This is a genomic window from uncultured Tateyamaria sp. (assembly GCF_947496075.1).
GTDB lineage: Bacteria > Pseudomonadota > Alphaproteobacteria > Rhodobacterales > Rhodobacteraceae > Tateyamaria.
Genome location: NZ_CANMBJ010000003.1, coordinates 70,528 through 96,233, shown reverse-complemented (window position 1 = coordinate 96,233; position 25,706 = coordinate 70,528). Strand labels below are relative to the sequence as shown.

General features: G+C 61.5%; 24 protein-coding genes. 6 read left to right on the top strand and 18 right to left on the bottom strand.

The features are described from left to right. Window positions 1-31: 31 nt before the first annotated feature. The 8 genes from Q1A51_RS11385 to Q1A51_RS11350 are packed head-to-tail and all read right to left on the bottom strand — an operon-like array spanning window position 32 to window position 9,049. The gene (locus Q1A51_RS11385) at window positions 32-1,378 is read right to left on the bottom strand and encodes a DUF4157 domain-containing protein (protein WP_299605104.1); all 1,347 of its coding nucleotides are present in this window, start codon (window positions 1,376-1,378) and stop codon (window positions 32-34) included. After that, the gene (locus Q1A51_RS11380) at window positions 1,375-1,611 is read right to left on the bottom strand and encodes a hypothetical protein (protein WP_299605106.1); all 237 of its coding nucleotides are present in this window, start codon (window positions 1,609-1,611) and stop codon (window positions 1,375-1,377) included. The genes Q1A51_RS11385 and Q1A51_RS11380 overlap by 4 nt, the downstream gene beginning before the upstream one ends. Beyond that, entirely contained in the window at window positions 1,608-3,488 is a 1,881-nt protein-coding gene (locus Q1A51_RS11375; RefSeq protein ID WP_299605108.1) for an ATP-binding protein, read from the bottom strand. The genes Q1A51_RS11380 and Q1A51_RS11375 overlap by 4 nt, the downstream gene beginning before the upstream one ends. Beyond that, window positions 3,485-4,822: a DUF4255 domain-containing protein gene (locus Q1A51_RS11370; protein ID WP_299605110.1), complete on the bottom strand. Its 1,338-nt coding sequence runs from the start codon at window positions 4,820-4,822 to the stop codon at window positions 3,485-3,487. Before Q1A51_RS11370 ends, Q1A51_RS11375 begins: the two co-directional genes overlap by 4 nt. Further along, window positions 4,819-5,556 (bottom strand): hypothetical protein, encoded by a 738-nt coding sequence (locus Q1A51_RS11365; RefSeq protein WP_299605112.1) that lies wholly within the window; start codon window positions 5,554-5,556, stop codon window positions 4,819-4,821. Before Q1A51_RS11365 ends, Q1A51_RS11370 begins: the two co-directional genes overlap by 4 nt. Continuing rightward, entirely contained in the window at window positions 5,553-6,245 is a 693-nt protein-coding gene (locus tag Q1A51_RS11360) for a hypothetical protein (RefSeq protein WP_299605114.1), read from the bottom strand. The genes Q1A51_RS11365 and Q1A51_RS11360 overlap by 4 nt, the downstream gene beginning before the upstream one ends. Window positions 6,246-6,262: 17 nt before the next feature. Beyond that, window positions 6,263-6,778 carry a phage tail protein gene (locus tag Q1A51_RS11355; RefSeq protein WP_299210381.1) on the bottom strand — a complete coding sequence of 172 codons (516 nt, stop codon included), beginning with the start codon at window positions 6,776-6,778 and terminating at the stop codon, window positions 6,263-6,265. Window positions 6,779-6,796: 18 nt separating this feature from the next. Beyond that, window positions 6,797-9,049, bottom strand: coding sequence for a phage tail sheath C-terminal domain-containing protein (locus Q1A51_RS11350; protein WP_299605118.1), 2,253 nt, complete (start codon window positions 9,047-9,049; stop codon window positions 6,797-6,799). A 509-nt stretch (window positions 9,050-9,558) separates the two neighbouring features. On the opposite strand from Q1A51_RS11350, the gene Q1A51_RS11345 reads away from it, so the two are divergent. Then, a complete protein-coding gene (locus Q1A51_RS11345) occupies window positions 9,559-11,115 on the top strand; it encodes a DUF4157 domain-containing protein (RefSeq protein WP_299605120.1) in 1,557 nt (518 codons plus the stop codon). Window positions 11,116-11,474: 359 nt separating this feature from the next. On the opposite strand, the gene Q1A51_RS11340 is transcribed toward Q1A51_RS11345, so the two are convergent. The 8 genes from Q1A51_RS11340 to Q1A51_RS11305 all read right to left on the bottom strand — a co-directional run bounded on the left by Q1A51_RS11340 (window position 11,475) and on the right by Q1A51_RS11305 (window position 19,860). After that, entirely contained in the window at window positions 11,475-12,518 is a 1,044-nt protein-coding gene (locus tag Q1A51_RS11340) for a glycosyltransferase family 4 protein (RefSeq protein ID WP_299605122.1), read from the bottom strand. After that, the gene (locus tag Q1A51_RS11335; protein WP_299605124.1) at window positions 12,515-14,050 is read right to left on the bottom strand and encodes an ABC transporter permease subunit; all 1,536 of its coding nucleotides are present in this window, start codon (window positions 14,048-14,050) and stop codon (window positions 12,515-12,517) included. Before Q1A51_RS11335 ends, Q1A51_RS11340 begins: the two co-directional genes overlap by 4 nt. Further along, on the bottom strand, window positions 14,047-14,790 hold the full coding sequence (locus Q1A51_RS11330) for an ABC transporter ATP-binding protein (RefSeq protein WP_299605126.1): 744 nt from the start codon (window positions 14,788-14,790) through the stop codon (window positions 14,047-14,049). Before Q1A51_RS11330 ends, Q1A51_RS11335 begins: the two co-directional genes overlap by 4 nt. A gap of 24 nt (window positions 14,791-14,814) precedes the next feature. After that, on the bottom strand, window positions 14,815-15,804 hold the full coding sequence (locus Q1A51_RS11325) for an ABC transporter substrate-binding protein (RefSeq protein WP_299605128.1): 990 nt from the start codon (window positions 15,802-15,804) through the stop codon (window positions 14,815-14,817). Further along, on the bottom strand, window positions 15,801-16,706 hold the full coding sequence (locus tag Q1A51_RS11320) for a lysylphosphatidylglycerol synthase transmembrane domain-containing protein (RefSeq protein WP_299605130.1): 906 nt from the start codon (window positions 16,704-16,706) through the stop codon (window positions 15,801-15,803). The genes Q1A51_RS11325 and Q1A51_RS11320 overlap by 4 nt, the downstream gene beginning before the upstream one ends. Continuing rightward, window positions 16,703-18,316 carry a sulfatase-like hydrolase/transferase gene (locus Q1A51_RS11315; RefSeq protein WP_299605133.1) on the bottom strand — a complete coding sequence of 538 codons (1,614 nt, stop codon included), beginning with the start codon at window positions 18,314-18,316 and terminating at the stop codon, window positions 16,703-16,705. Before Q1A51_RS11315 ends, Q1A51_RS11320 begins: the two co-directional genes overlap by 4 nt. Further along, complete coding sequence (locus tag Q1A51_RS11310; protein ID WP_299605135.1) at window positions 18,313-19,035, bottom strand: CDP-alcohol phosphatidyltransferase family protein; 723 nt, start codon at window positions 19,033-19,035, stop codon at window positions 18,313-18,315. Before Q1A51_RS11310 ends, Q1A51_RS11315 begins: the two co-directional genes overlap by 4 nt. Window positions 19,036-19,128: 93 nt before the next feature. Further along, window positions 19,129-19,860 (bottom strand): endonuclease/exonuclease/phosphatase family protein, encoded by a 732-nt coding sequence (locus Q1A51_RS11305; protein ID WP_299605137.1) that lies wholly within the window; start codon window positions 19,858-19,860, stop codon window positions 19,129-19,131. Window positions 19,861-19,992: 132 nt separating this feature from the next. Between Q1A51_RS11305 and Q1A51_RS11300 the strand changes: the two genes are divergently transcribed. The 5 genes from Q1A51_RS11300 to Q1A51_RS11280 all read left to right on the top strand — a co-directional run bounded on the left by Q1A51_RS11300 (window position 19,993) and on the right by Q1A51_RS11280 (window position 22,587). Continuing rightward, the gene (locus tag Q1A51_RS11300) at window positions 19,993-20,571 is read left to right on the top strand and encodes a YceI family protein (RefSeq protein WP_299605139.1); all 579 of its coding nucleotides are present in this window, start codon (window positions 19,993-19,995) and stop codon (window positions 20,569-20,571) included. Window positions 20,572-20,804: 233 nt separating this feature from the next. After that, a complete protein-coding gene (locus Q1A51_RS11295) occupies window positions 20,805-21,065 on the top strand; it encodes a hypothetical protein (protein ID WP_299605142.1) in 261 nt (86 codons plus the stop codon). A 488-nt stretch (window positions 21,066-21,553) separates the two neighbouring features. After that, window positions 21,554-21,988: a hypothetical protein gene (locus Q1A51_RS11290; RefSeq protein WP_299605145.1), complete on the top strand. Its 435-nt coding sequence runs from the start codon at window positions 21,554-21,556 to the stop codon at window positions 21,986-21,988. 21 nt (window positions 21,989-22,009) lie between these two features. Further along, entirely contained in the window at window positions 22,010-22,201 is a 192-nt protein-coding gene (locus tag Q1A51_RS11285; RefSeq protein WP_299605148.1) for a hypothetical protein, read from the top strand. A 104-nt stretch (window positions 22,202-22,305) separates the two neighbouring features. Continuing rightward, window positions 22,306-22,587, top strand: a complete 282-nt coding sequence (locus Q1A51_RS11280) for a hypothetical protein (protein ID WP_299605151.1) — start codon at window positions 22,306-22,308, stop codon at window positions 22,585-22,587. Window positions 22,588-23,265: 678 nt separating this feature from the next. Here the strand turns inward: Q1A51_RS11280 and Q1A51_RS11275 are convergent. Next, window positions 23,266-24,831 carry an isochorismatase family protein gene (locus Q1A51_RS11275; protein ID WP_299605153.1) on the bottom strand — a complete coding sequence of 522 codons (1,566 nt, stop codon included), beginning with the start codon at window positions 24,829-24,831 and terminating at the stop codon, window positions 23,266-23,268. Window positions 24,832-24,843: 12 nt separating this feature from the next. After that, window positions 24,844-25,695, bottom strand: coding sequence for an N-acyl homoserine lactonase family protein (locus Q1A51_RS11270; protein ID WP_299605154.1), 852 nt, complete (start codon window positions 25,693-25,695; stop codon window positions 24,844-24,846). Window positions 25,696-25,706: the final 11 nt, after the last annotated feature.

Below are 25,706 nucleotides of genomic sequence, written 5' to 3'. Positions count from 1 at the left end.
CAGCCTCCCGCTTTATGTGCCCCTGCCCGGATCATGGGCTCGGTGCCGCTGGCCAGTTGGGCAGCCGCCCCCGCAACGCCGTGCGCAGCCCGGCCTTTTGCGCCGTCGTCCAACCCGTCGTCACTGCATCCATCGTCTGGGTCACCATCGTTTCAACCTCGTTGCATTCGCACTTGCAGCCCAAAGCCTGCAGCGATCCGGGAATGCTCTCGCTGTTGGGATCGAAGGTCGCGATGAAATCGATATTCGCATCGAGGCGCTGATGTGCTGGCCCGCTCGGGCTTGTCTCGGCCTCCGCCGCGTCGAAATGCGTGGGAAACTCAGAGGCCAGCGCCACAATCTCGGAAAGCTCGCCCTGCGTTGCGGCATGGGTGCACGTCGCCGTCGTCACTGACGCCGGCCGCGTCAGCCCGCCACTGATCGTATCCTCAAACCGCGCGTGCTCGCTCTCGTGGACCAGCGCCGCAAGCGCCTCTGCGTGCCACGCATCACGTGTTTCGCCGAAAATCCGCCGCGCACCGCGGTTAAACTTCAGAGCCCCTCGATTGAGCTTCCCAGGCACGAAGATGCAGCGCTTCGTGGCGGCGGCGAACCCGTCCGGATCGGTGTCTCCGGTTGGCAGGCTCTCCCGCGCCCAGCGTCCGCAATCGGCCAACATAGCGGAGCTTCCGTCGGCCAAATCAGCATCGATGAAGATGCCATGCACCAGCGCGACGCGAGAGGCATCATGCGCCGTTAGCACCTGTTCAAGCTGCCGCGCCCTTCCCGCATGGCCGCTGCTGCGCGCCCGCGTTGGCGTCATGCCGCGGCGTCGTGTCCGCGGGTCCGCCTCCTCTGCCTCCTGATCCTCACTAAACCCCTCGGCAGAGCCTGCAACGGGTCCGCCCGAGGACGGGTTGCAAATGCTGTTGGCGGTGCAAAGCCGCTGGATCGTCGGCCCGCCCGATGCTTGCGTATGCGCAATCTCATGCGCCAGAACCTGCCGCCCGCGCGGGCTCTGGGGCGCATAGGCACCGGGCGCAAATGCGATATGCTGACCATGCGCGAAAGCCTCGGCTCCGATCCCCGCTGCGGCCGCGTTGGCCCTCACGCCAGTATGCAGGCGCACCGTGGAAAGATCCCGTCCGAAGCGAGGTTCGAAATAGGCGCGCTCGGCGGCACCCAATGCCCGCCCACCAAGCGACGTCGCCTCCGCCGCCTCTGCACGCGCCCCGGATGAAACAGCTGGCGCGTGAGATGCACCAAGGCGAGACGGCACACCACCAAGCGCCGCGTTGGCAGCCGCGTCCGCCCGGCGCTCGTGCGCATCACCCGGACGGCTCACCGAAACAGCACGCTGCGCACCTGCGCCCCGTCGCCGTGTCACCCGCGCCCTCATGACGTCACCGCCTTTAGTGCGGCAGAGGCAACGCGCACCGGCAAGGCATCCGCTGCCCGAGGCATCTGGGCAGAAGCCGTCGCGCGCGCTCCCCCTACAAATGCAGCTGTGCCACGGTCAGCCAAATGCGTCTCGATCGCCGCGCGCAACGCGCTGTCCAGCGCATCCCGCGTCAACCCGGGCTGATCCACCACAACACTGTCGATCCGAAGTGTAATCCGCTGGCTGCTCATCGAAACGCCCCCATCTCTGCCGACGTGAAGGGCTTCTCAAGTTTGGTGTATTCCCGCCGCGCGGCCCGCAGCACATGCCCCATACGCACCGGTTCACCAACGCCGGCCGCCAGATAAGCAGCGTTGAGCGCGATGGAGCGAATGGCACCCCCGGCAATATTCAGCGCCGCAAGCGCGTCCGGCCTGACCCCGTCAAGCGGCGTCTCGTCCGGGAATATCCGCGCCCAGATCTCCGCCCGCGCCGCCGCATCGGGGAATGGGAAATTCAACACGTAACGGAGCCTTCGCAAAAACGCCGTATCCACCGCGCCTTTCTGGTTTGTGGTCAGGATCGCGAGGCCAGAATAGGCTTCCATCCTCTGCAAGAGGTAGCTTACCTCCACATTCGCATAACGGTCATGGCTGTCCTTCACCTCTGACCGCTTGCCAAAGAGCGCATCCGCTTCGTCGAACAGCAGGATCGCCCCGCCATCCTCCGCCGCCTCAAAAATCCGTGACAGGTTCTTTTCTGTCTCACCGATATATTTGGACACAACCTGCGACAGGTCGATCCGGTAGAGATCAAGCGCCAGTTCGCCCGCCAATACCTCTGCCGCCAGCGTCTTACCGGTGCCCGAAGGCCCGGCAAAAAGAGCCGCCGCACCCAGACCGCGCGGACTTTTGCCTTCCCAGCCCCACTCTTGGTTTACCACCCAAGCATCGCGCAGATGTCCGGCAAGATCCTTGAGAACAGAAAGCTGATCTTCCGGCAGCACAAGGTCACGCCAACCTGCCCGGCTTTCGATCCGGTCGGCCAGCCCATCCAGCGCTCGCCGCCCCTGTAGCCGCGCCGCCTGCCAAAGCCGTCCGGTCAGTGCCTCAGGCGCAATGCCCGGCTCCACCTCTGCCGCAGCCGCGCGAATGGCCGATGGCGGCAATGCGAACTGCGCCGCAACGCGATCAAGCAATGCCGCCTCGCCCCGGGGTCCCAACGCCTTTTGCCAAAGATCCCGCCGTTCGCGCCGGTCCGCCCCGGCCAGATCAAGGCGCAGCACGGGCTGACGCTCCGGCAAGTCCGGGTCGTCCGCTGCCAGGATCGTTGGGCCGGAGATCAGATCCGCAAAAGCCCCCGCCGCACCTTCGATGAGCACCGCGGCGGAGGACAGTGCCAACTCCCGGTCCAGAAAGATCGCCAACGCGTACCGTTGCGCCCAGTCGCCCGGAATATCCACCGCCGCAACCCGATAGAGCCCCATGCCCAACCGCGCCGCCGCCGCCGCCGCAAGTGCCCGCTTCGCGGCCGCATCCCGTCCGCCAAGCAGGATCACCGGTGGGCGCGCCACACCTCGCCAAGCCTGCGTCAACCGCTCGGCCAAGTCACGCTCTCGCGCGCTCACGACCCCGTCGGCCCAAACAGGGCGCACCATTCCTTCCAGCCGCTGATCGAGGTACATCGTACCTAGCAAAGCATGAACGATCCGCTCATCTGCGCGCAAACTTCGCTGCCAGAGCGGCCCTGTCCCGCCAAGTTCCAGCAGCCGCCACCGCCGCAGCGGCGCTTCGGGCACAAGCGCATCCCAAATCGCCGGACCCACGAGGCGCTCCGCGACCGACAGATCGCACACGTCGCGCCCGCCAAGCGCCTGCACCACGGCTCCCGTCGCCCCATCGAGTTCAACCGCCACCGCAAGTATCAGCAATTCCTGCTCGACCTCCGTCAGCCGGAAAATCGACGCGAGCCGAAGCAGCGCACTCTCTTTGGATACTGCGAAAGGCGGCGGCGCCGTACCCTCCGCCAATGCCGAAAGCCGCGCCCTGACAGAGCCAATTGTCGCCTCCAGCCCCTCCCGCAGAAGGGCCAATTCCATCTCGGGCGTTGTCTGCATCGTCACCGTCATGGGATCGTCACCGTTTCAAGGCTCGGAGGCTCTGTTGTCAGGTCGATCACTGGGCTGTCGATGCCATCGACACGCAATCGCACCGGCACCTCAACGCCAGAGGTCAGGCCAGCGAAGGTGGCTGACGCTTCATTCACCGGCGTCACCGGCGTGTCCACTGGTATCGCCGACGCCCCAGCGGCAATCGCCACAGTCTGTCCGGGCCTGATCGGCGGCGCACAGGTCAGCGTCAGTTGCACATCCCCCAACACCGCCGCTGCCGCTGCTGTACTCAACGGCGCCAGCGCCAGTGGCAGCGCGTTGGAAACCATCTCGCGCCCGTCAGCATCCCACACCGAAACATCAATGACGTAGGCGCCAACACGCCAACGCGCCGGATCGAACACCCCGCCCGCCTGCGGCGATCCTGGCAAAAGCGGCACCCCTTCGGGCAGCGGCACCACCAACCGGTTCGGGGCCGCTGGCTCAAGCGGCGGCATGGCCAGCACAACACCCGTGCCGGGTTCGGTAAAGCGCACCGTTACCTCTGCGCCGTCCAGCGCAAACCCCTCCAGCACCACGTTCCCGCCCAGCCGCATCACCGGATGCCCGTCTTCCGGCGTGACCGCCGTCAGCGTCGGTACAGTGTTCGCCAGGTCCGGGCGCACAGTCACACCGGGGTCGCGCTCTGTCTCCGGGTCCACCAGCCCGCCCCGCGACAAAACCGGCAAGCTTGGTCGTACCGGCAATTCCCGCTCAATCAGCACGACAGAGACGTCATAGGCCACCGTCGTCCTGTAGCTCGCCTGAAACGCCGTCCAGAGCTTCGACATATCGTCCATCGAAAGCGTCCGCGGCGTGATCTTGATCATCTCCACCTGATCAGCGAGCTCGGAGGCGCGGATCGGGTCGAAATCCTCGGGCGGCAGTATTTGATCGATGATCGCAAGGTTCAGCGCTTCCCGGATCACCTCGCGCGGAAGCATCGCCTGTTCGTGGAAAAGCTGCATCGCGTAGCCCAGCAGTATCTCCGCGTGCAACTCCTCTGCCGAAACCGCCGTCAGGATGTAGTGCAGATCCAGCGCGAGACGCGGCCGGCACACCAAATCACCCGCCCGGTTCCGTGTCGGCATATCCGAGTTCCGCAACGCCGCATTCGGCGAGACGCGGTACAAGAAAAGGTTCAACTGCGTCGCCTGGTCCGCCGAATTCTCCGAAACCACGCGGTTCGGCGGCAATGCCGTCACGGTGAAATCCGAGCCCAGCACCTGGCTGATATTTCCGTTGATCATCGCATCATTGATGAGGTCCTTCATCAACTGCGTCACCGCGGAGATGGCCAGCACATTGCTCACGACGCACTCCCGCCAAGAAAGTCGGACAGTGAGGACAGCTTCAGGTCCCGCTGCGCCCGTTTCCGCGGCACCGCTTTCTCGGTCTCACCGCGTACCTCGATCCGCCCGATATGGATGGAGATTTCAGGCGGTTGCGTGCCCACTGGGTCCCCCGCCGGTGCCCCTCGCTCAGCACGTTTCGGCGGGATCGGCGCCACAGGCAAAGCCTCCACCTCGCGCTCAGCTGGCTCAGTAAACAATAGCGGCTCAGGGGGTGCATCGCCCTTTGGGGGTGTGCTGGTCGCCGCGGCATCCGCTGCCAACCGTTCCTCGGTAACAACACGTTCCGTCACGCGTTCGACAGCCGTCAAAGGAGGTGCGTGCGGAGCTGAAGTTTCGTCAACCTCATGCCGAAGTTCGGCAAAAGGTGGCCCGTCGTTCTGCCGGTCCTCAGGCGCAGTTTCAGCCCGTCGCTTCTGCGCCGTCCGAGGTGTCAACTCAGGCGAAAAACGCGCTTCCCGGGGATCGGCGCGCACTTCCTCGGTGACACTCTCGGTTGCAGGTGCCTCCCTCGCGGGTGCGGCGGAAATCTCCTCCCGTGAGTTGCGAGGTTCTACTGTGACCTCATCCACTCGCTCGGAAAATCCATCCTCCGTCATACCGCCAGCTTCGAACCGCGCCGGTAGACGCGCCTGCAACCCGGGCTTCTCTGTCCCGGCGGCGCGCGCGACCAGCCGCTGCAACACACCGCTCATCCGCCTCTCGCAATCCGCAGGTATGTCTGCCGTCGCACAGCCGAAAGTGCCAGAATATCCCGCTCGGCCCAGCCGAACGCGGCTGCCAATTCTGCAACCTCACCAAAAAGCCGCAGCGCCGTTGCTTCCACCTCGGCCCAGACAAGCGCGACAACGTCCAGCACCTCTGTCCACACGGCAGAGCAGGCTGTGCAGGATAACCGCGTCGTCAGCTCCCCCTCGGCCTCCCGCGCTTCAAGCCGGGCGTCGATCTCTGCCACCAACGTTGGTGGAATAGATTCACCTCCTGTCGCCCGGGCCCGCAAAGCGTCTGGCAGGTCTGCATCCGGCACGGTTACCACGGCGGCCAAATCGCGGCTCGTCAACGGTCGCAGACAAATCTCTTCGTCGCCGACCCCAACAACCTCTTCGGCCATCTCCGGCAACGCGCCTGCCAAAGCCTCTGCATCCAACGCTAGCCCCAACACCTCACCGCAGTCCGGGCAAACCGCTTGCGCCTCCAAGTCGCGCCCAAACGTCGCTGCCCGCAACAGTAACAGTCCGCGATCCCGCTCAGCCAATGGCAACGCTGCCAAATCTCCGGACACACCAGCCGCCCAAAGCAGCGCCAAACCGCGATCCAGTGGGCGGCGGCCCACCCCGGCCTCCCACGCCTGCAGGATGCTGGTGGATGTCAGATGCTGTGCCATCAGACTCTCATTTCAGATCAGGCGAAGGAGGGCTCGGTCGGCTCCTGCACCTCCACATCGCGGATCCAACCTTCGTTCTCCAGCTTGATGGATTGGATGGCGACGGCGTTCGCGTTGCTGTCCAGTTCCGGCAACGCTTGGAATTCCGATACCCAGCAGCGGAACACTTTATAGGCAATCGCCAACTGTCCCGCCTCATTGTACATCTCTAGGATGATGTCCTTGCGAAAGTCGGAGAGCGAAACTTCCGCCCCCAATCCCGCCTCGACGTTCCACACAAGGTTTGCCCAGCGTTCGAAATCCTCGTCATGGGTCACGCCGCGCTCCAGCATAATCGCCTCGAACTTTGTACGTCCCGGCGATTTTCGCCCCGTCGAACTGTCCCCGCCGACGCGATGCTCGACCACCTCGGTGGACCGCTTGAGCGCCCCTACCTTGGAAATCCCCGCCACAAAGCGCCCGTCCCAGCGCACGCGGAACTTGAAGTTCTTGTAGGGATCGAAGCGCTGCGGATTCACACTGAATTCAGCCATAGTCTTTCTCCTTTGCGCTTACTGGCCCTGCCCAGCGATCTGCTGGAGCGAGATGATGACAAACTCGGCTGGCTTCAGCGGCGCGAAACCAACAAGGACGTTCAGGATGCCGAGATCGATATCCGCCTGCGTCGTCGTCGTGCTGTCGCATCGCACGAAATACGCCTCCTGCGGCGTCGATCCCTGGAACGCACCCTGCCGAAAGAGGTTGTTCATAAAGGATCCAACCGAAAGCCGGATCTCAGCCCACAAAGGCTCGTCATTCGGCTCAAAAACGGCGAATTGCGTGCCACGGTAGAGGCTCTCTTCGATGAAAAGCGCCGTGCGCCGCACCGGGATGTACTTCCATTCGCTCGCCCGCGCGTTCGCCCCGACGAGCGTGCGCGCGCCCCAAGCCACCGTGCCATAGACGGGAAAATTCCGGAGGCAGTTCAGCCCCAACGGGTTCAACACGCCATTCTCCGGATCACTGAGCGCATAGTCGAGCTCTTGAACGCCTCGCAGCCCAGCCTCAATGCCAGCCGGGGCCTTCCAGATGCCGCGCGCATTGTCCGTGCGTGCCATAACCCCCGCCATTGCCCCCGAATTCGGGAAAGGTCGCGGCCGGTTCTGTTGCAACGGGTCCGCCATGCGAATGCGAGGGAAATAAGCCATCGCGTTGTTCGAGGGGAAGGGCCCGCCCTCAATCCATGCCCGCGCCTCCTGAAGAGTGTCGATATTGGGATCGATGTCGATGATGATCATCGAACGCCGCTCCTCCGCATAGGCAACCGCCGCTGTCAGCGCAGGCTCATCCTGAATGCCCGGCAGGCACATGATGTTGAATATGTCGGCATCCTCGAGTGCGAATATCCCCGTTTTCTGAATCCGGTCGCCCACGATCTCGGCAGTCAGCGTTGGTGGGTCCCCATCTGCGCCGGTGATGCCCGACACCTGCGCACCTACAGTCGGGCCAACGCCGGGCTGATAAAAGCCAACATTGGCCAGCACATCCACGCCCGACGAGCCGAGCGCATCACCCACCGCATCCGAGATCAGGATGCCCGTAACCGGGTTCGCCGCGCCCGGCACGATCCGCAACGCTCCGTTCACAATCGTCGCTGTCGCACCCGCCAGCGCCGGTGTCACATCCGCCTGCAGCGCCGCCTCGATCGCGGCGCGCACCTCCTCTTCATCGGCTGGCACCACCGCAAACACAACCGTCACATCCGCGAGCGATGTACCCGGATCCGTCAGATCCACCAGATCGAACTGCAACTCGTCATTGGCCTCGATCGCGCCCGTCAGCGCCGCGAAATCCGCAATCGTCGTATGGGGCAGCGCCGGTCGCAACTCTGCTGCGCCGGACACCTCTACACCACCATTGGCAGCCCCAAAGCCCAGATGCGCCGCTGCATTCTGCTGCGACGCGTTGCGGAACACCACGGCCGAGCGCCGGTCGCTCGTGCCCGAGGTAATCACGATCTGGTCGCCCTCGATCACACTCGATACAGCGGCAACCCCTGGCAGCATCGCCCCGATCTGCGCCACGATCCGCGTCTCAATCGCCGCGCGCGTCACAGGCGGCGCGTCTCCTTCGTCAAAAAGCGTGATCTCTGTTGGCAGGCTCCCATCGACGGACACAACCATGCGCCGCCGATCCGCATTAAGATCATCTATCACCGCCTGAGGAATATCCCGGCTCCGCGCAAAACCGGCGCCACCGCCCGCGCTGTCATCCGTCAGCTCCACCAGATCAGACGCGGCATTCACCGTATCAACGGCATAGGTCGCGGCTCTGTCGTTCATCGAAAGATTGCGATGGACCTCCCGCCGCAACTCAACCGGATTCCCGTTCCGCTCCCCCATTTCAACGATTGTGAGGTTGAACGTGTTCAAGGGATCGGAGGTGTCGTGATCCACCGTGATTTGCAGATTGTTGCCCCAAGCGCCTTCCGAGGACGCCTCCACCGTCAGGCTCGGGTTGCCGTCGAAATCCAGCAGCCCCACCGTGGCCGCTTCCGCATTCGCCGCCACCCGCACGATCCATGCCGTGCCGCCGCCGTTGAGAAAGAAGTGGTTCACCGCATAGCTGAGATCGCTATCTGCATCGAACCCTCCGAACTGCCGCTCGAAATCCGCGTAAGAGAAAATCTGGACAGGCTCACTCACCGGGCCGCGCACTGTATAGCCGATGAACGCTGCTATGGAGGTTGGCACGCCGGCAATGGCGCGGGAACCGCTTGGCACCTCCTGAATATAAACTCCGGGATAGGACACGTTGACAGGCATGGACAACTCCCTTGCTTTAACTATGCGGCAGTTAAATCCAATAAAACTTGGCGCTACTTTTGGTTGTATTATCGTATTAAGGACATCAGAGGCACGCGTGGCCTGCAAAGAAATAAAAGCGCAATAAACAAGTTGCTTCGCGAGCAGCAAAGCATGGATTAACTGTAAGTCTGTCCGTAGCCCCCCGGCTGTGCATCGCTGCACCCCTTTAGGAGGCGGAAATTAACGATTCGAGTCAAGTGCCGCTCTCGGGAATCAGTAAGAGCTGTCAACCCAAAGCGTTTTCAAATCTGCGTAATCATCTCTTTTCACACTGTTTTTGACACGCCGCCAGACGGCCCACGAATGGACGCTGCCGCAGGCTTCTTGAGTGCTCTGCAAGATCCGAGCGTTAATGTGCTCTTTAGTTCTGCCTCGCTTTCTGGCCCCCTCAGTGCTACGATCCCAATCAAACGGGGACTTGTCGGCTAGACTTTGAATGACGCCGCTATCGTTAGGAGATTTTTCCTATGACCCGCTTGTACGCCCCGCCAGAACCGGATGTAACGCCTCGCCAGGCAAGTGTTTTTCAGCGCGCGCCCGGGGAAACGGTGGGTCTTTCGGAGAGAGATGGGCTCGTGGGCGGCGAGGCACAGAAGGCACGCGGCATCAGACCGGAGCTTACCCTCAATACACCCGGAGACCGGTACGAACAGGAGGCCGACCGCGTCGCCGATCAGGCAGTCCAGGACGCAATGGCCGCGAATCCTTCAACCCCTGCCCCTGCGGCCGCGCTTCGACGCCAGGTCGTGGATGACAAGGGCAAAGACGCGGAGGAGATCCGGGCAAAACCGTCTGGGGCTGCCCCGTCAAACGCGGGCAACGTCACGCAAGCGGCGGCAGCGATCTCCTCCGGGGGACGTCCCCTCCCGCGATACGAGCGATCGTATTTCGAGCCGCGCCTGGGCCAGGACTTTTCCAAGATACGCATTCATGACGACACCCGCACCGGCACCGCCGCCCATGGCATCAACGCACGTGCCTACACACTTGGAAATCACATCGGCTTCGCGAATGGCGAGTACCGTCCCGACACGCTGACGGGCAAGCGGCTCATTGCCCACGAACTGGTCCATACCGTTCAGCGCACAGCGCCCGGCCTTGTGCAGTGCGCGCCGCCCACCGGCGAGGCAGAAGCCAGCGAGAGTGACCCCGCGCTTAGTTCCATCCAAAAGAAGGTGCTGGCAGACGGGTATGGGAAAACCAGCGAACTATTGGCGGACATCGAGCCACTTTCCGAGACCTCGAAACGAGACCTCGTCGAGGTCTTCACCGTCGACTATCCCGACGCAAAAGTGGGCCGCAGGAATGTCGGTGAACTGATCTGGGAGACTATGTATGATCGGAAGGTCGACCATGAGCCGATTGGCGATGAGGCGCAGCAGCGCGCCGGGGGAACCGGGCGCTGGGTCGATGAAGCACCCGAGGAAGGTGGCCTGAAGCCGTCACACAAGATGAAGCGGGTCTACAAGCGCTGGGACAAGAAAGCCGCCTCGGGCCGCTTGAGCCGTCTGCAGTGCATGAACGCTGGAAACCAAGGGATGAGCGCATTGATTGAGCCCGAGGTCATGGGTCCTGCCAAGGTGGCCAACGCAAGATCCGAAGACGGGGCCAATGTTACTCGGCTGGCTCACCTCCTGCGACGTCACGGTGCGGTGGGGGAACGGTTGGTTTTCTCCTATCAGGCTAAGGCCGGGCGATGGAACCCCGACTTCGAGGACACCCTGCTGGCCGAGACCTCGAAGGATCCCGAACCAGGAGTGTATTTCTTCCTGGTGTCGCTCCATGCGCATCACATGGTGATGATCATGGTGGACCGTAATGACGTCGCCGCGCCCAAGTTTTATTTTCTGGACCAGTTCGGAGGATTCCTCACGTTTAATAAGGACGGTACGGTCAAGGGTGCAAAAAGGCTAAGTGCCGAGCGTGGGATCACCAAGGAGGCCAAGACATTCAAGGGCATACACAACCCAACGATCATGTGGCCGGTGATGCCCAAACTTCCCGAACCATCGTCCGGACCTTGACTCAAACGGAACAGCCTCCGCGTTGCATCGTGCACAAGGCTGACCGGGTTTGAATAAGCTCTACCAAGGAATTTGAAAAACCCGACGTCGCCGTGGCTCTGCTTGGCTCCGGGGTTCCGTGTCATCTCCACTCCTTGGTGGTTACGATGTGCCAGAAACCCTCCCTTATCAAATCGCCCTAAACTGTTCCAATTGCGCTGACGTCAGACAATCACGTGAACCAGATGTGCCAGACCCTCTCTTGGATCAGGCAGCCATCTGTCCCAAAACATCTGACGACGGACACGCCGCGCACGCAAAGTCTGACACACGTTGGCATCTCCGACCGCAAACGACAGCGCTCGTAGTCGGGCTGAAGGTCACGCGGCTTTCGCCTTCGCAATGACGCCTGCGAATATGCGTGCGGTATGCCCCCATCGCGGAAGAGCATCGGATCTTTGGGTGGACAGGCGGGACAACTCTTCGGCTCTCTTGCGGTCTTGCAGTATCAGTTGCGTTGCGTGTGCGAGGGCTTTCGGATCATCGGGCGGAACCAGAACGCCAGCATCCCAAACAGTATCGGGCACAGCACCGACGCGACACGACACCACCGGAAGCCCGAATTGCATCGCCTCGCTCAAAACCATGCCGTAGCCTTCGTAGCGGGTCGCGAGGACGAAGACGGATGCCGCATTGAACAGCGATGACAGAGCGTTTTGGTCGATCTCTCCCGCGAAGTGCACGCGTTCATCGATCCCGAGATCGCGGGACTGACCGCGAAGCGCGGCTGCATAGGCGGGATCATGGGCCTTGCCCACGATGCTGGCCTGCCATGGCATATCACGCAGGTGACTCAGTGCGGTCAGCAGGACGTCGTGGCCCTTGCGCGGGGCGAGCAGTCCGACCGACAGGACAAGCGGTGGATCCGTCGGGCTTCGGTTGACGACGGGCCTGTCGAAGCCGGGTGGTGCAATTGTGACCCTGTTTGCATCGGCATCGAAGTCACGGCAGAGGACGCGGGCGGTTTCCTCACTTGGAACGATGACATGGTCGACGTGACGCAAGGCCGCTGCCTCGTTCTGCAATAGAAAGGCCGCACGCGCAGCAGGCAGCCCGGTTTCGAGCCCGAGCGGATGGTGCGCCATGGCGATGACCGGCGCGCTTACCTTGGCCAAACCGTCCGGGTCGATGGCGCCAAAGACGAGGCCGTCGAGGATGATGGGGTGGTGATCAGGGACGGCGTACAGGGCCGCGAGGGTGGCGACCATATCGGACGGGGTTGGATCCGGGAAGCTGTCGGGCAATTGCAGATGCTGCGTGGCGCAACCGATGTCGTTCAGCTCTTTCAGCACGCGCGCTTCGTAAATGAACCCGCCGGTGCGGCGATCCTTGTCGCCGGGGATGGCGAAAACAGCCTGTGTCATGTCACCTGCTCGCTTGCATAGGTCCGAAGGACGGCGCGTTCCAGTGCGGCAACAAGCGCATAAAACCCCACCGCGACGACCGCCAGCACCGCAACGCAGGCCCACAGCATGTTATAGTTGGACGTGCTGGCCGTCATGGCCATCAGGACACCGATCCCCTTGCCCGTCGCCAGCCACTCCACCGTCGTGACCGCCAGAAGGGCCGCCGGGACGGCCATGCGGGCAGAGGCGAAAAAGGCAGGAAGCATGGCGGGGATCTGGGCCGCACGCAGCAGATGCCAGCGCCCAGCCCCATAGCTCTTGAACAGATCGACGGTCTGACCCGGTGTCTGGCGCAGCCCCTGGAGGCAAGCGACAAACGTAGGGAAGAAGATCATTACTACAACAACAACGATAGTTCCGACCAAACCGCGTCCGAATGCCAACACCAAGAGTGGCGCCGTGGTGATAATCGGCACGGCGCGCAGGGCGACCGCAACGGGCAGGGCCGCGCGGGACAAGGGCGGCCACAGGACCAGTACAGCCGCCAGCCCGGCCCCCAAGACCAGTCCCGCAAGATAGCCCGGCAGTGCAAAGGACAGGGTTTCGGACAGCGCCGCCAGCAGGGTGTCGCGGTTCTGGGGGTCCGTCAGGAATGCCCACACATCGCCGGGCCGTTTTGCGAAGAAGCGGTTGAGGCCGAACGCGTCCATCGACAATTGCCACAGGGCAAGGACCAGGGCCAAGATGAGTGCCACTTCAGCAAAGCGCGCCCAGGGTGGTTTGGGCATGGACGCGGCGGGCGCAGACAAAAGAATGACCGGTTTGTAGCCGACCATCCGTTCGCCCAGTTTTCCGATCAGCGCGTAGGCGGCCAGCGCGATAAGCGCCGCGAGCAGCGCGAGCGTCCACGTCGCGTCGGTATCCAGCCCGCGCATGGCACGCAGCGTCAGCACGCCGAGCCCACGTTCGGCCCCGGTGAACTCCCCGATCATCGCGCCGAGGAAAGCGGCGGGTGCGCTGATCTGAAGTCCGACAAACAGGTAAGGTAGGCTTGCACGGGCGCGCACCCGAACGAGCGTTGAGACCGCACCGTGCCCGTAGACCTGCATGAGGTCAGTCCAATTCTGCGAAACAGCACGCAAACCAACGAGCAGCGCCAGCAGCGTTGTGTAGTACACGGCGAGCGCGGCCAGCGTGATCTGGGGCCCCTGCCCCGGCCCGAACAGCACCCGCAGGATCGGGCCACTGGCAATCAGCGGTACGCAAAAGACCAGCAGGGCCAGCGCGGACAGCGCGCGTTCGCTGCGCGGCACCAACATGATCGCAGCGGCCAGCACCATCGCGCCAAGATTGCCCCAAAGAAAGCCCCACGCCGCGTTGATCGACGTCTCGGCCATGGCACGGGCAAGCAGCGCGGCATTGTCGACCATGTAACGTGCAATCGCTGTTGGACCGCTGACGAGAAAGCCACCTGAACTGATGCGAGCAATACCCTCCCAAATCGCCAGGGCGAGGAGGATTGACGCGGTATGGCGCAGCGCGGCGGTCATGGCTGCTCCAACGCGGAAAAGACTGCGCGGGACAGGGCCAGAAACGCAGGCGTATCGAACAACTCGCTGTCACGTGCGCCCGTTAGGTCGATTGGAATGTCTGCGACGAGCCGCGCAGGCCGTGGCGACAAGACCAGCACACGGTCGGACAACAGGACCGCCTCTTGAACGGAGTGGGTGACCAGCACCACCGTAGCCCCGCGCGACCGCCAGAGCGGCGGGAGCTCTGCGTTCAACCGCCTGCGCGTCATCGCGTCGACCGCGCCAAAGGGTTCATCGAGCAGCAGAACCTCCGGTGTCGAGACGAGGCTGCGCGCAATTGCGGCGCGCTGGCGCATCCCACCTGACAGCTCTGCCGGACGGTGGTTGGCAAATCCCTTCAATCCAACAAGGTCGATCAGCGCATCAATGTCGCCAGCAGGTTTGCGCGCCAGTTCCGCGCCCAATGCAACGTTGGCGCGCACGGTGCGCCAAGGCAAAAGCGTCGGGTCCTGAAAGGCCATTGCCACCCCGCCCCGCCGGGCCACGGCGCGGGGTATTTCCGCGCCGAGCAGGATGGTGCCGGTGTCCGGAGCCTCGAGCCCCGCGATCATCCGCAGGATCGTCGACTTGCCACAGCCCGAAGGGCCCACAAGCGCCGTGGTCTGCCCGGCAGCAAGTGTGACAGAGAATGGCGCGACCGCGGCCGTCGCGCCAAAGCTCTTGCTGACGTCATTGCAATGGATGTCGACGCTGGCCATGCCCGAACAGACCTTGGTTTTCAGTCAGCCGTGCACCTCTTCGAGCAGGGACCGATCCCACAGGTCTGCCGGCACATCCTGCCCCAGTAAGGCCAGCGTCTCGATATTTGAAGCGACGGTGTGGTCGGTAAACCAGCCGAACCCGCTCTCTTCGGTCAGGTCGCTGAACATAAGGGGCACCTGACGCGCGGCCTGTAGCTTTTGCGCTTCGAGATCGAGGCCCGCATCGGGGAACATCTCGACCGTCAGTGCGGCGGCGGCGTCGGTGTCGGTAAGGTAGTCATTCCACCCCGTGACCTCGCCCTTGAGCAGGGCCACGAGATCGGCGCGTCGGTTGGCCAATGTGTCTTCGGTCGTGATGTACGTCTGCGAATGCAGGGCGTAGCCGTGGTCGGCCATCAGCATGGTGGTATTGTCGACGCCCTGCACGGTCATTGCCACGGGCAGGTCCGTCTCCCAGCACAGCAGACAGTCGACCTGACCAATGACAAGTGGGGCCGGGTCATACTGGGTCGGGACAATTTCGATGTCGTTGATGTCCACGTTATTCAGCGTGCACAGCGCCTGTAGTACAGGTGTATTGGCCACGGCCATGCCGATCCGCTTGCCGACCAGATCATCGGGCGTGTTCACCGGATTGCTCGCCAGTGACGCGATGGCGAAGGGGTTCTTCTGCATGGCCACGGCGATGATCTTGAAAGGCGCACCCTGGGCCACCGCTGCAGCGGTGTAGTCGGCAGCCGAGATGCCAACCAGTGCCGCGCCTGAGACCACGGGCGGCTCGACCGGCGCGTTGGGTCCGCCTTGGCTGAGCGAGACATTGAGGCCGAGATCGCTCCAATATCCCTTGTTGGCGGCGATGTAGCTGCCGCCGAATTGGACGGAATGGAGCCACGACAGCTGGAAATTGACGTCACGCGCCGCAAAGGCGGGCACGCCCGCGGCGGCGGTGGCGACGCCTGCGGCACTGGTTTGCAGAAAGAAGCGGCGGGTGAGATGAGCGGGTTGTGTCATGGTAGGTCAGGTTTCCCTTTGGATGAGGCAGTGTCGAGAAGGGGCTGTGCGACGAGTATAACCGCTGCGGGCAGTGCTGCGGCAAGCAGGACAACGCCGTAGGTGATGCCGGTCGCGACACCTGCGCTGGCAGGGGCCCCGATGATCGGAAAAAGAGCGGCGGCCGCCCCTTCACGCCATCCCCAACCGCCGACCGATAGAGGGATCAGCATCGCGCAGAGGATCAGCGGGATCAAGGTTGCCAGTGCTTCGGCTGGCATGATGACGCCGGTTGCGCGCGCGCAGGCGTAAAAGCCAAAGACGAGACAAAGCGTCGTGATCAGGCCATGCAGGATCACCACAGGGCGGCGCGTCAGCTGAAAGGTCATGCGGAGAAATCGGCCGGTTGCGTTTTGCAATCTCGACACCGCTACGGCAACGATGATGCAACCTGCGAGGGCGGTCATCACCACCCACCCCAGTTGGCCAAATTCAAGGCCACCCGTCACCAAAAGCGCCACGGCAAAGCCAACGAACATAAACGCGAGGAACGCAATCTGGCCCAGCAGGCGCTCGGCCATGACCGATTGTGCGGCGCGGTTCAGGTCCGCCGTGTGCCGCACGCGGACGGCTCGCGTGACGTCGCCTGCGACGCCGCCAGGAAGCACCGTGTTGATGAGTTGAGCGAGATAATATTCGCGCACGGCGACCGGATAGGTGATCTGGACGCCGATTTCGCTTGCGGCGATTTTCCAACGGCTTGCCATTGCGAACGTGGACGCCGTGATTGCCAGCAGTCCCAACGTGATCCACATCATGTCGGCGTTTTGCAACCGTTCCACCACCGCTGCAGCATCGGTCCACCACAGCAGCGCGGCAAGGCAGGCTGTGGAGACGGCAAGCTTGAGCCAGCGGACCGTCACCGCGACACGACCTTTGAAACGATATTTCTGGAAAACGCGGAAAGAAAGTCGTTTCTGAAACTGTCCATCCGCCGCACTGGCCCATCCGCTGCGGGGATCAGGCCGTCGGTCCAGTTCCAATCGGCTATGAGGTCCAGAACCGCAGGTGGACCGATCATGTGAACCGCAACGTCCATATTGTCGCTGCCCGCCACAAACCCTGCGGCCTGATGATCGCCCGCGACGATCACGAGTGGCGCGGCTTCGCCAAGACGGGCCACATGCGAAAACGTCGTTTGCAGCACATAGTTGACGGACCGGCGATAGGCGTCGCGCACGGCATCCCGGTCGCGCCACAACTCTTTGGGTGCGGGACCGCGCGCCGCCATGTCGTTGAAGATCGTTCCGTCTCCGATCGCCTCCCACGGCACGATGTCCGGGATCGGGGTCCACGGGGCGTGAGAGGAGATCAGGGCGATCTGAATGAAATCCGGGCCCGGGTCGCCGGGCAAGAGGTCCGGATATGCGGCCAGTGTGAACTGGTCGGGCATCGTCACCCAGCGAAACTTGTCCCCCTTGTAGGGAATGTCGGCTGCGGGAAAGACCTGATCAAACCCCATGACAAGGCTTTCGGGCCACCCCACCGTGATTGCGGGCATGATGGCGGACGTGCGGTAGCCTGCGTCCTGTGCGAAGTGAAAGAGCCACTTGTGACCGCTGGCGAGCATCGCGTTGTAGCGCCCGTTGTCTGACGTCCAGAGCCCGCTGGCGAGTGCACCGTGGGCAAGCCAGCTTTGACCGCCAGACGTGGGCGAGGTCAGCCAGCTGCTTTTCATGGCCATGCCGGTCTGGGCGATTTCGGCCTGTGCCGCGCGCAGCGTTGCAAGATGCGTCGGTGCGTAAAGCGGGTTGTCAAAGCTCGCGCGGCCATAGCTTTCGATCCAGATCAGGATGACATCGCGGCCCTCGAGCCGATCAAGAATCCCGGTTGCATCGGCATAGGCGTCAACGCGCGCGTCTTGCGCAAAGCGGGCCAGTTCGACGGCGGTTTGCTGCACTTCGATCCCGCGTTTAAGGGTGAGACGCGTCGTCCACGCCGTGCCCGGGGGGCTTTTGTCGAACCGCCAATATTCAAGGTGGTGGCCCGCATCCGCCGCCGCCCAACTTGCACCAAAGAGTGCAAGCACCGCCGCCGAAATCCGCAACGGTCGGGCGGGTGACAGACCGGCCCAGATACGCAGGCTTCGTTCGAGCGCGACAAAAAGCAGGATCAGCAACAGGACAACGCCGATCACGGCCAGCACGGTCAGCACGCCACCGACACTGTCCCGCAGCAGCGATAGCCCTGCCCAGATCAGGAATGTGTCGAGGATCGGGTTGAACGTTCTGTTGAAGGCGCTGAACATCGCATAATCGGCGACCTTGATCACAACCGAGACCACGAGAAGCAGTGCCAGAAAATACGTCGCCCCAAAGCGCCGTCCGAAAGCAACCGTCGCCAGCAGCAGGACGGGCAATTCCAGCGGCCAGCGGTTCAGCGCGCTCCACTTCATCGTGCCGGGGTGGTTCGGCAAGACCAGAACGGCGAAGATGACCGCCGCCGCAAGTGCAAGCGCCGCCACCCGTATCATGCAGCACGTCTCGCCAGCCAGAGGATGTCAACGAGGAAGGACCAGCCCAGCAGCAGCACGGCGCACACTGTGACGGGCAGCACAAGCATCTGCGGCGTGAGTGGAAAGATCAAAACGATCAAAGCCGTGATTTGAACCACGCAGATCGCCTTCCGTCGGAACGCGTCGGGCAAAGGGGCTTGGAGCGCCGGCCAGATAAAGCTTGCACCGAGAAATGCGTAGCGCATGAACCCGAGGAGCAGTATCTCGGGGCCCGTCGTGCCGCTCGCGAGCAACCACAGGGAGATGACTGCGCCCAGCCCCGCATCCGTTTCCATGTCAAACCGCGCGCCGAAGTCGGACACAAGGCCCGCGCGGCGCGCCAACCAGCCGTCAATCCCGTCGAGCGCGAAGGCGGCGACGGCCAAACCGAACACCCCCCACACGGACACCCCGGGGACAAGCACGGCGCCAATCAGAAAGGCCACCATCGCAGCCCGCAGCAAAGTGACAACATTGCACAGGCCCAGCACCGGGTGCGGGTAGTTTTGGATCAGACCGTAGGTTGCGATCATGACAATCGCCGCGAAGACCAGAACCGGCCCGGTCAGCGTGCCAAATGTGTAGAACGCCGCCAGCGCCAGCGCCGCGCTGACAAGGGCGGATACGGCAAGGAACGTGCTGACGGGCGCCTGCCCTTCGATCCGCTGCGCAACGATTTGTGGGGTGCTAAGAAACATTTGGTTTTCCATTCTTTCCGCCGCAATACCTAGGTCTTTGGCTGCCGTCTGACAGTTTGAATAACACTTGAGCCGGTGGAATATTCAGCCCTGTCACGGAACTGTGACAACGGCCTCGAGCGGCAGGTGATCCGATGCGGCGGTCATTTCGGCGGATGTCACGGCCCGGATCTGCTGCACCTCGCCCGGGGCTTCGGTCAGGATACGGTCGAGCGGCAAGAGCGGCTGCGCGCTGGGAAAGGTGGGGCGCACTGGACCCCGCAGGCGGGTGCCGACCAGACGACGGTCAAACATCAACCCGCCCCAGGGTCGCCATTCATTGAGATCCCCCAAAAGAAGGGTCTGCATTTGCGGTCGGCGACGCAGGTATTGTCCAATGATGCGCATTTGCACGATCCGCAGCGGCTGGAACAGTGACAGATGCGTGCTCATGATGCGGACTGAACGGCCCTCGAACAAGGTTTCGACCGAAACAGCCCCGCGGTGACAATGACCCGGAAGGTCGATGACATCGGTGTGCGTGGGAGTGAGTGCAGGCGACAGGAATAGGATTGTGCCAAGGAACCCATCGCTCTGCGGTCCCCAGCGCAAGGCGGGCTCGTGAATGTAACTAAGCCCAGTGCTTTTGGCGATTTGATCCACGTGAAAAATGCGCGCGTGTGGGCGGCATTCCTCGTCCGCCTCCTGCAAGGCCAGAACATCGAGACCTCGCGGGGCCAGTTCCCGGTCGATCGCGTTCAGAATACGCGCGGGATCAACTCTGCCGTCACTGCCCTTGCCGCGGTGGACGTTCCATGTCGCGCACCGAAGTTGCCCCGCTCGCATTACATTTACCTGCCTTGCTACATTAACGCCCTATATATCGGATACAATATGTAGACCGCGCAACGCGGGTGGCGAAGCTCTTTCACGTACGACCCGCCCTGCGCCCCAGACAGGATGAACAACCCGATGCGCATGCCCCTCATCGCCGCAACCCTGACAGCGGCCTTTGCCACCACGGCGCACGCCGACATGGCGCGTTATGAACTGGATACCGAACACACCAATGTCTACTTTACCATCGAGCACATTGGCTACGCCCGTACCCTGGGGATTTTCACTGACCTAAGCGGCGCATTCGACTATGATGTCGATATGCAGGAATTGAGTGACGTGGCGGTGACCATCGACGCGAGTTCGGTCAACACGTTCAATGACGCCCGCGACGGGCATGTGCGCAACAAAGACTTCCTGCATGTGTCGGCGCACCCGGCCATCACCTTTGTCGCGAGTGGAGGCACTCCGACCGGGGATACGACGGGCACTGTGACGGGGGATCTCACCATTTTGGGCGTGACTCGACCCGTGACGCTGGACGTGACTCTCAACAAGGTCGCCGACTATCCTTTCGGCCACAAGAGAGAAGTGTTGGGCTTGTCGATGACCACCACGATCCTGCGCAGTGATTTTGGCATGACCTATGGCGTCGACAACGGTCTGGTTGGCGATGAGGTTCGGATCAATATCGAAACCGAAGCGATGAAGATGGAGTGATGTCAGGACCAAAAACGTTCACGCATCCGACATGCGTTGAAGCTGCATCGAAAGAAAATGCAAAAAAAAGAGCATGCTGAAATCCCTACCGATCTGCGTCCGAGGTATCCGCACTGCTCCAGTGATCAGTTTCCGTACGGTTCGCATCCCAATGGGGCTCTCCCATTGGTTTCTGAAACCAGACTTACTATGGCTTTATGCAGGGGGCGTTGCGGCAGTTCCGGACATCGCCAATGGTGTTTGGGGTCCTCGCGTGCGTCCTGATCATCTACCCGATCAACGTGACCCATTTCATCGGGGTGCAGTGCGCCGTAGCCAACGCGATCTCATCCATTGTCACTGATGTAAGTGTACAGTGGTCAGTCGCGATCCACGTCACCGCCGCTGCAGTGATCTGGTTCGGTTTGCCGTTCGCATGGGGGTTCCTTGCCATCAATGCAGAAGAAATGACGCGTTTGTTGATGGTACACTGGCGCGTAACGCAGTTCCTTTGATTGCGGAGGACACAGCCAGAAACAAAGGTTAGAGATCGTGTCCGATGCGGTGCAGTATCTGTAAGACCCATACCCGTGGTGACGAAGGGAACGGCCCGAACCGGACTTTCGACCCAGGTTCAAGATACTATATTGCGGCGGTCTTATCGGTCGTTCGCCAAAAGCACGCGATACCAGCTGTTGCGGAAGTTGGCAGCGCAGAACTTTTATAGTTGGCCCAATTTTTCCATAGCAACTGTTCACCCACACTATGATCACTCAGTTCAGTCCCTAGGCGATTGGGTTCATCGCAATCGCCGTTCTGATCTTTTCCACTCTGCCTAGCAGTTCCGTCTTTTCGGCATCTGTCGCAGAACTGATTAAATCAACAGCCGCCAGCGCCGATCTCCACGCATGTAATTGCCGCGCACGATTGTCACCCTCACCTGCGCCTTGGGGAAGCAATACTGCTTGGCGTCGATCCGATCACAGAGGATCAGATTGGCGGCATGTTTCGAGATGCCTTCACGCTTCTCGCTGAAGTTATCGAGACGGACGCCAAGTCTGTGCGTCCATTCCTCGGCGATACTGATCCTTCCGTTGCAAAAATCTACCTTGTCCCAAACAACTCAGAAACGACGAGGTTGCTTCTTTCCAATGGGCATCAGGACGCGGGTGCGACGGGCCTCAAAATGCCTCCTGGAAATACGCTTATCGGTGCAACAAGCAATCATCTAGTCATTGGCACGAAAGATCCGACGCTCTGTGTTGGATCGGGAATACGGTTTCAGATGATTTATGGCACTTTGATGCGCGCCAGGGCCGCCCCGGATACTCAAACAAATCTACGCAATGACCGGCCGGGGCCAAACGCACACGATGCCTATGGCCAAACAAACACCTGGCATTGGTTTGAACGACCTTGTTCAGACACGCCTTGGTGAAACCAAAGAGGAGATTGCCACGTGGTAAATCTGACAAAAACAAGCGTGTTCAAAGCGCAAGGTCCCAATGTGGAAACACCGTTGGAAAAGACAACCCGCATCGTTCGAAAGATGGTCGAAGAAGAGGCCGAGCAGCGACAAGCCAAGAACGACCGTCTCCGCAACGCGTGCCTCGAACGAGAAGCGAACACACCGACGAAGCCATCAGGGTAGTGCAAAAGACAGGTTTACCCAAAGCCGTCACAAAGCGCTAACACACTCGTTGCCCGTTCTTTTTAAGCTTCAGAGACGTCCCGACAAGCGCGAAGGATTTACTCATGACACACGTAGGCAAGAGCGCAACAAAAGTTCGTTATATCTGTCAGACATATATGGAACAGAAGCCCGGGCGTGACGGGCAAGCAAGCCTAAAAATTGGCAAGCAATTTCAATATTCAACGGCAGCAGAAGCCCAAAATAGAGCTGAACGGGAAGCCCAGTCCCAGGATTGCGCGGGGGCTGATGCTTATGTGATCTGTGAGGACCCAGACAGTGGCGAAGTCGGATCGCCTAGCTTCCTTGTCAGGCTGGGGAATGTCCCGGAATCTGATGACTTTTAGAATTCTGCAGCTAGCCTCAGCTCAGCCCACAAGGCATCTCGCACCCGACACACAATGCAGACCTTTTTGGTGCCTGTAAAAAAGATCGCTCCATAACAATGGGTCGAGTTCGCTAGAAAAGCGGCCACTGGCGCAGCCGCAGCGAAAGCACGCTAGTCCGCCTTGCGGTCATCGGCGCAAGTTACGGCGAGACCTCCTGAGAGCCCATTTTACCGAATGCTGTGCTACAGACGAATGACTGCTTTCGGATGTTTGCGGACCTTCAACTTGGATTGCACACGATTTGCACACCCCCCTGTGGCTACAACCTTGATTCAGGTGGACAGTCTCATTCCTCCATCGGGGCGACGGACAGACAGTCTCGCTGCCTCGGTGGCTGCGATGTTGGGCATTCCTGAAGCTCCTACGGTCCGCGATTTGATATTTCCCAACATGCGGCACACGAATTGGGGCAGTCCAGCCCCCCAAAAGCGAAGCGCAATGGCTGGGTGGGGCTTTGATCAACGTCCCCTGTGCTACACTCAGGAACGACAAAGGGCAGCTCTTGGCAGCACACGTGTTGCTGGCTGAGCCATGTAATACCCGTTTCGCGGCGTTTCTCGATACGTCCAGATCTCGGTGCTTCAGGCCTCGAAGCACCGGGTAAAATTGTCAGCGATCCATGCTCCGTATCTCGGCCTAGCTCAGGGCTGCGATGACCGCGTCGGTGTTTGTCACCAAGGCCACGTTTGTCATCGCGTATTCGATACTTGCCCGATGCCAGTCGGCGTTCATGGTCGAACATCCGTCTTCGGGGATGACCATGACATAGCCTTTGTCGGCCCCTGTGCGGGCTGTGTGTTCGACGGACATGTTGGTCCACGCGCCTGTTTCAATAAGGATGTCGCGACCTTCGGCTTTGAGGATGGTTTCAAGCGAACTGCCTTCCCAGGCGCTCATACGCATCTTTTCGACCACGTGATCGCCGGGCATTGGCTCCAGCCCCTCCACGGGCGCCCCACCCCATGTTCCGCGCACGAGGGCATTTTCATCCAGCGTCGCTTCGAAAAGCGGCGCGTTGAGCGTCAGGCCAGCAGCCCCGGGGCTCACAAGAAAATGCACGTGGATGACCGGCACGCCCAGTGTGCGGCAGTGTGCGGCAAGGCGGGCAGCGTTGGGAATCGCGTTCTGCTCGCGGCAGTGTTGGGGGCTGCCCGAGGCGGCAAAGGCGCCGCCTTCCATCACAACGTCGTTCTGCATGTCCTGAATGATGAGCGCACAGCGCGTTGGGTCGAGCCGCAGCGGCTCATCCCCCGAAGCCGGAGCCGTTTGGGCGCCACTTGCGGGCCGCGCGCGCATGAACGGTTCGTTGCGGGGGCCGATCTTGACCGGGATTTCGTAAACGCTGGTCGAGGCCGCGACATAAAGCGTGCGCCAGTCCACGCTGCCCCAGTGCAAGTTTGCCGCAAGTTCCGGGATCGACACCTTACCGATCAGCTTGCCAGTGGGTGCATAGACCCAAAGGCCACCGGGTGCGGTGACCCAGACATTGCCTTCGGCGTCGCATTTCATGCCATCGGGCACACCCGGCAAAAGGCTGTCACGGATGCCACTGGCAAAAACGCGGCCATTGACCAGCCTGCCGCCACCTTCGACGTCAAACACACGGATATTCGCCTGCTCCGTGTCGTTGATATAGAGTTTTGACTCGTCCGGGCAAAAGCACAGCCCATTGGGCATGGTCAGCAGATAGCGGTCAACCACCAGTTCTGGCTCGGCCCCAGGCGTGTGATCGGGGGGCAGGCGGAAAACGCCTTGCCAACCAAGATCGCGCGGGCGTTCGACCCCGAACCCGGGCATGCGGCCATACCAGGGGTCCGTGAACCAGATCGACCCATCGGATTTGACCACGACGTCATTGGGCGAATTCAACTCGCGCCCTTCGAAATGCGTACAAAGCGTCTCTTTCTGCCCGCTTGGGCGCATCCGCGTAACGCTCGACGTGCTGTGTTCGCAGACCACAAGGTTGAGGTTTGCGTCATAGGTCATGCCATTACCCTTATTGGACGGGCGCAAAACCTCGCGCACACCAGCGGCATCGTAGCGCCGGCGCACGTCCCCGGGCATGTCGGAGAACAGCAGATATTGCTCAGCCGGATGCCAGATCGGGCCTTCGGTAAAGGTGCAGCCTGACGCAATCTGCCTTACGGGTGCGTGTTGGTCGATCAGGCGGTCGAATGCGGGATCAAGAGCGTCATGCGCCATGGAAACGGACCTTTATGCTGGGAACCAGTCGCGGCGTGGCACGGACTGGCTAACCGGGCCGGGCACCACCATGTCAAGACGTCCAACCACCTGACCGTTCTCGACCTTGGCGGGCTTGTCATGGATGGGCAGAAGGAATTTTGCACCTGAATACATCAGCTTGCGGATCGCACCCTTTTCCTGTCGCTTGGTGTTACCGTGGTTGCCGGTGACCTGATATTCTTCGGGTCCGAAAGAGCGGAGGGGATTGATGATCTGGTCGTTGAAGTCATAGATGACGTCGCCGCAAATTGTCGCGCGGCCCTCGTCGGTGTCGACATGCACGTTCATGGACCCTTCGGTGTGTGCGCCCGCGGCCTCAATAAAGACGCCGGGGATGAGTTCCACAGGCCCCGATATCTCAAGGTCTTCGAGCCGCAGCGCACCGGGATGATGCAGACGTTCGACAAGGTGGATGATGTCGGGCTTGGGATACTGCGGATGCATGAGGCCCGAGACCGAGTACTCCAACTCGCGCCGGTTGATGACAACGGTGGTGTTCATCGAAAAGTGATCGTCTTTGCCAGCGTGATCGATGTGCAAATGCGTATGCAGTACATAGCGCACATCGCCGGGTTTGACGCCGTGATTGGCCAGTTGGCGTTCGATCATGTTCTCGTGGAACTGCAATCCGCGCATCCCCAGCGTTTCCATGATGGCGTTGTCACGGTAGCCGGTATCAACGACAATCGGCACCTGCCCGCCGAGGATCAGAAAGCCGTAAACCGGTACTCGCCGCGTGCGCCCGCAATCGCGGCCCAACACGAGAAAACTCGATTCCAGTTCGATATCCCCGTAGTCGAGTATCCTGATTTCCAAACCCATCTGTCATCTCC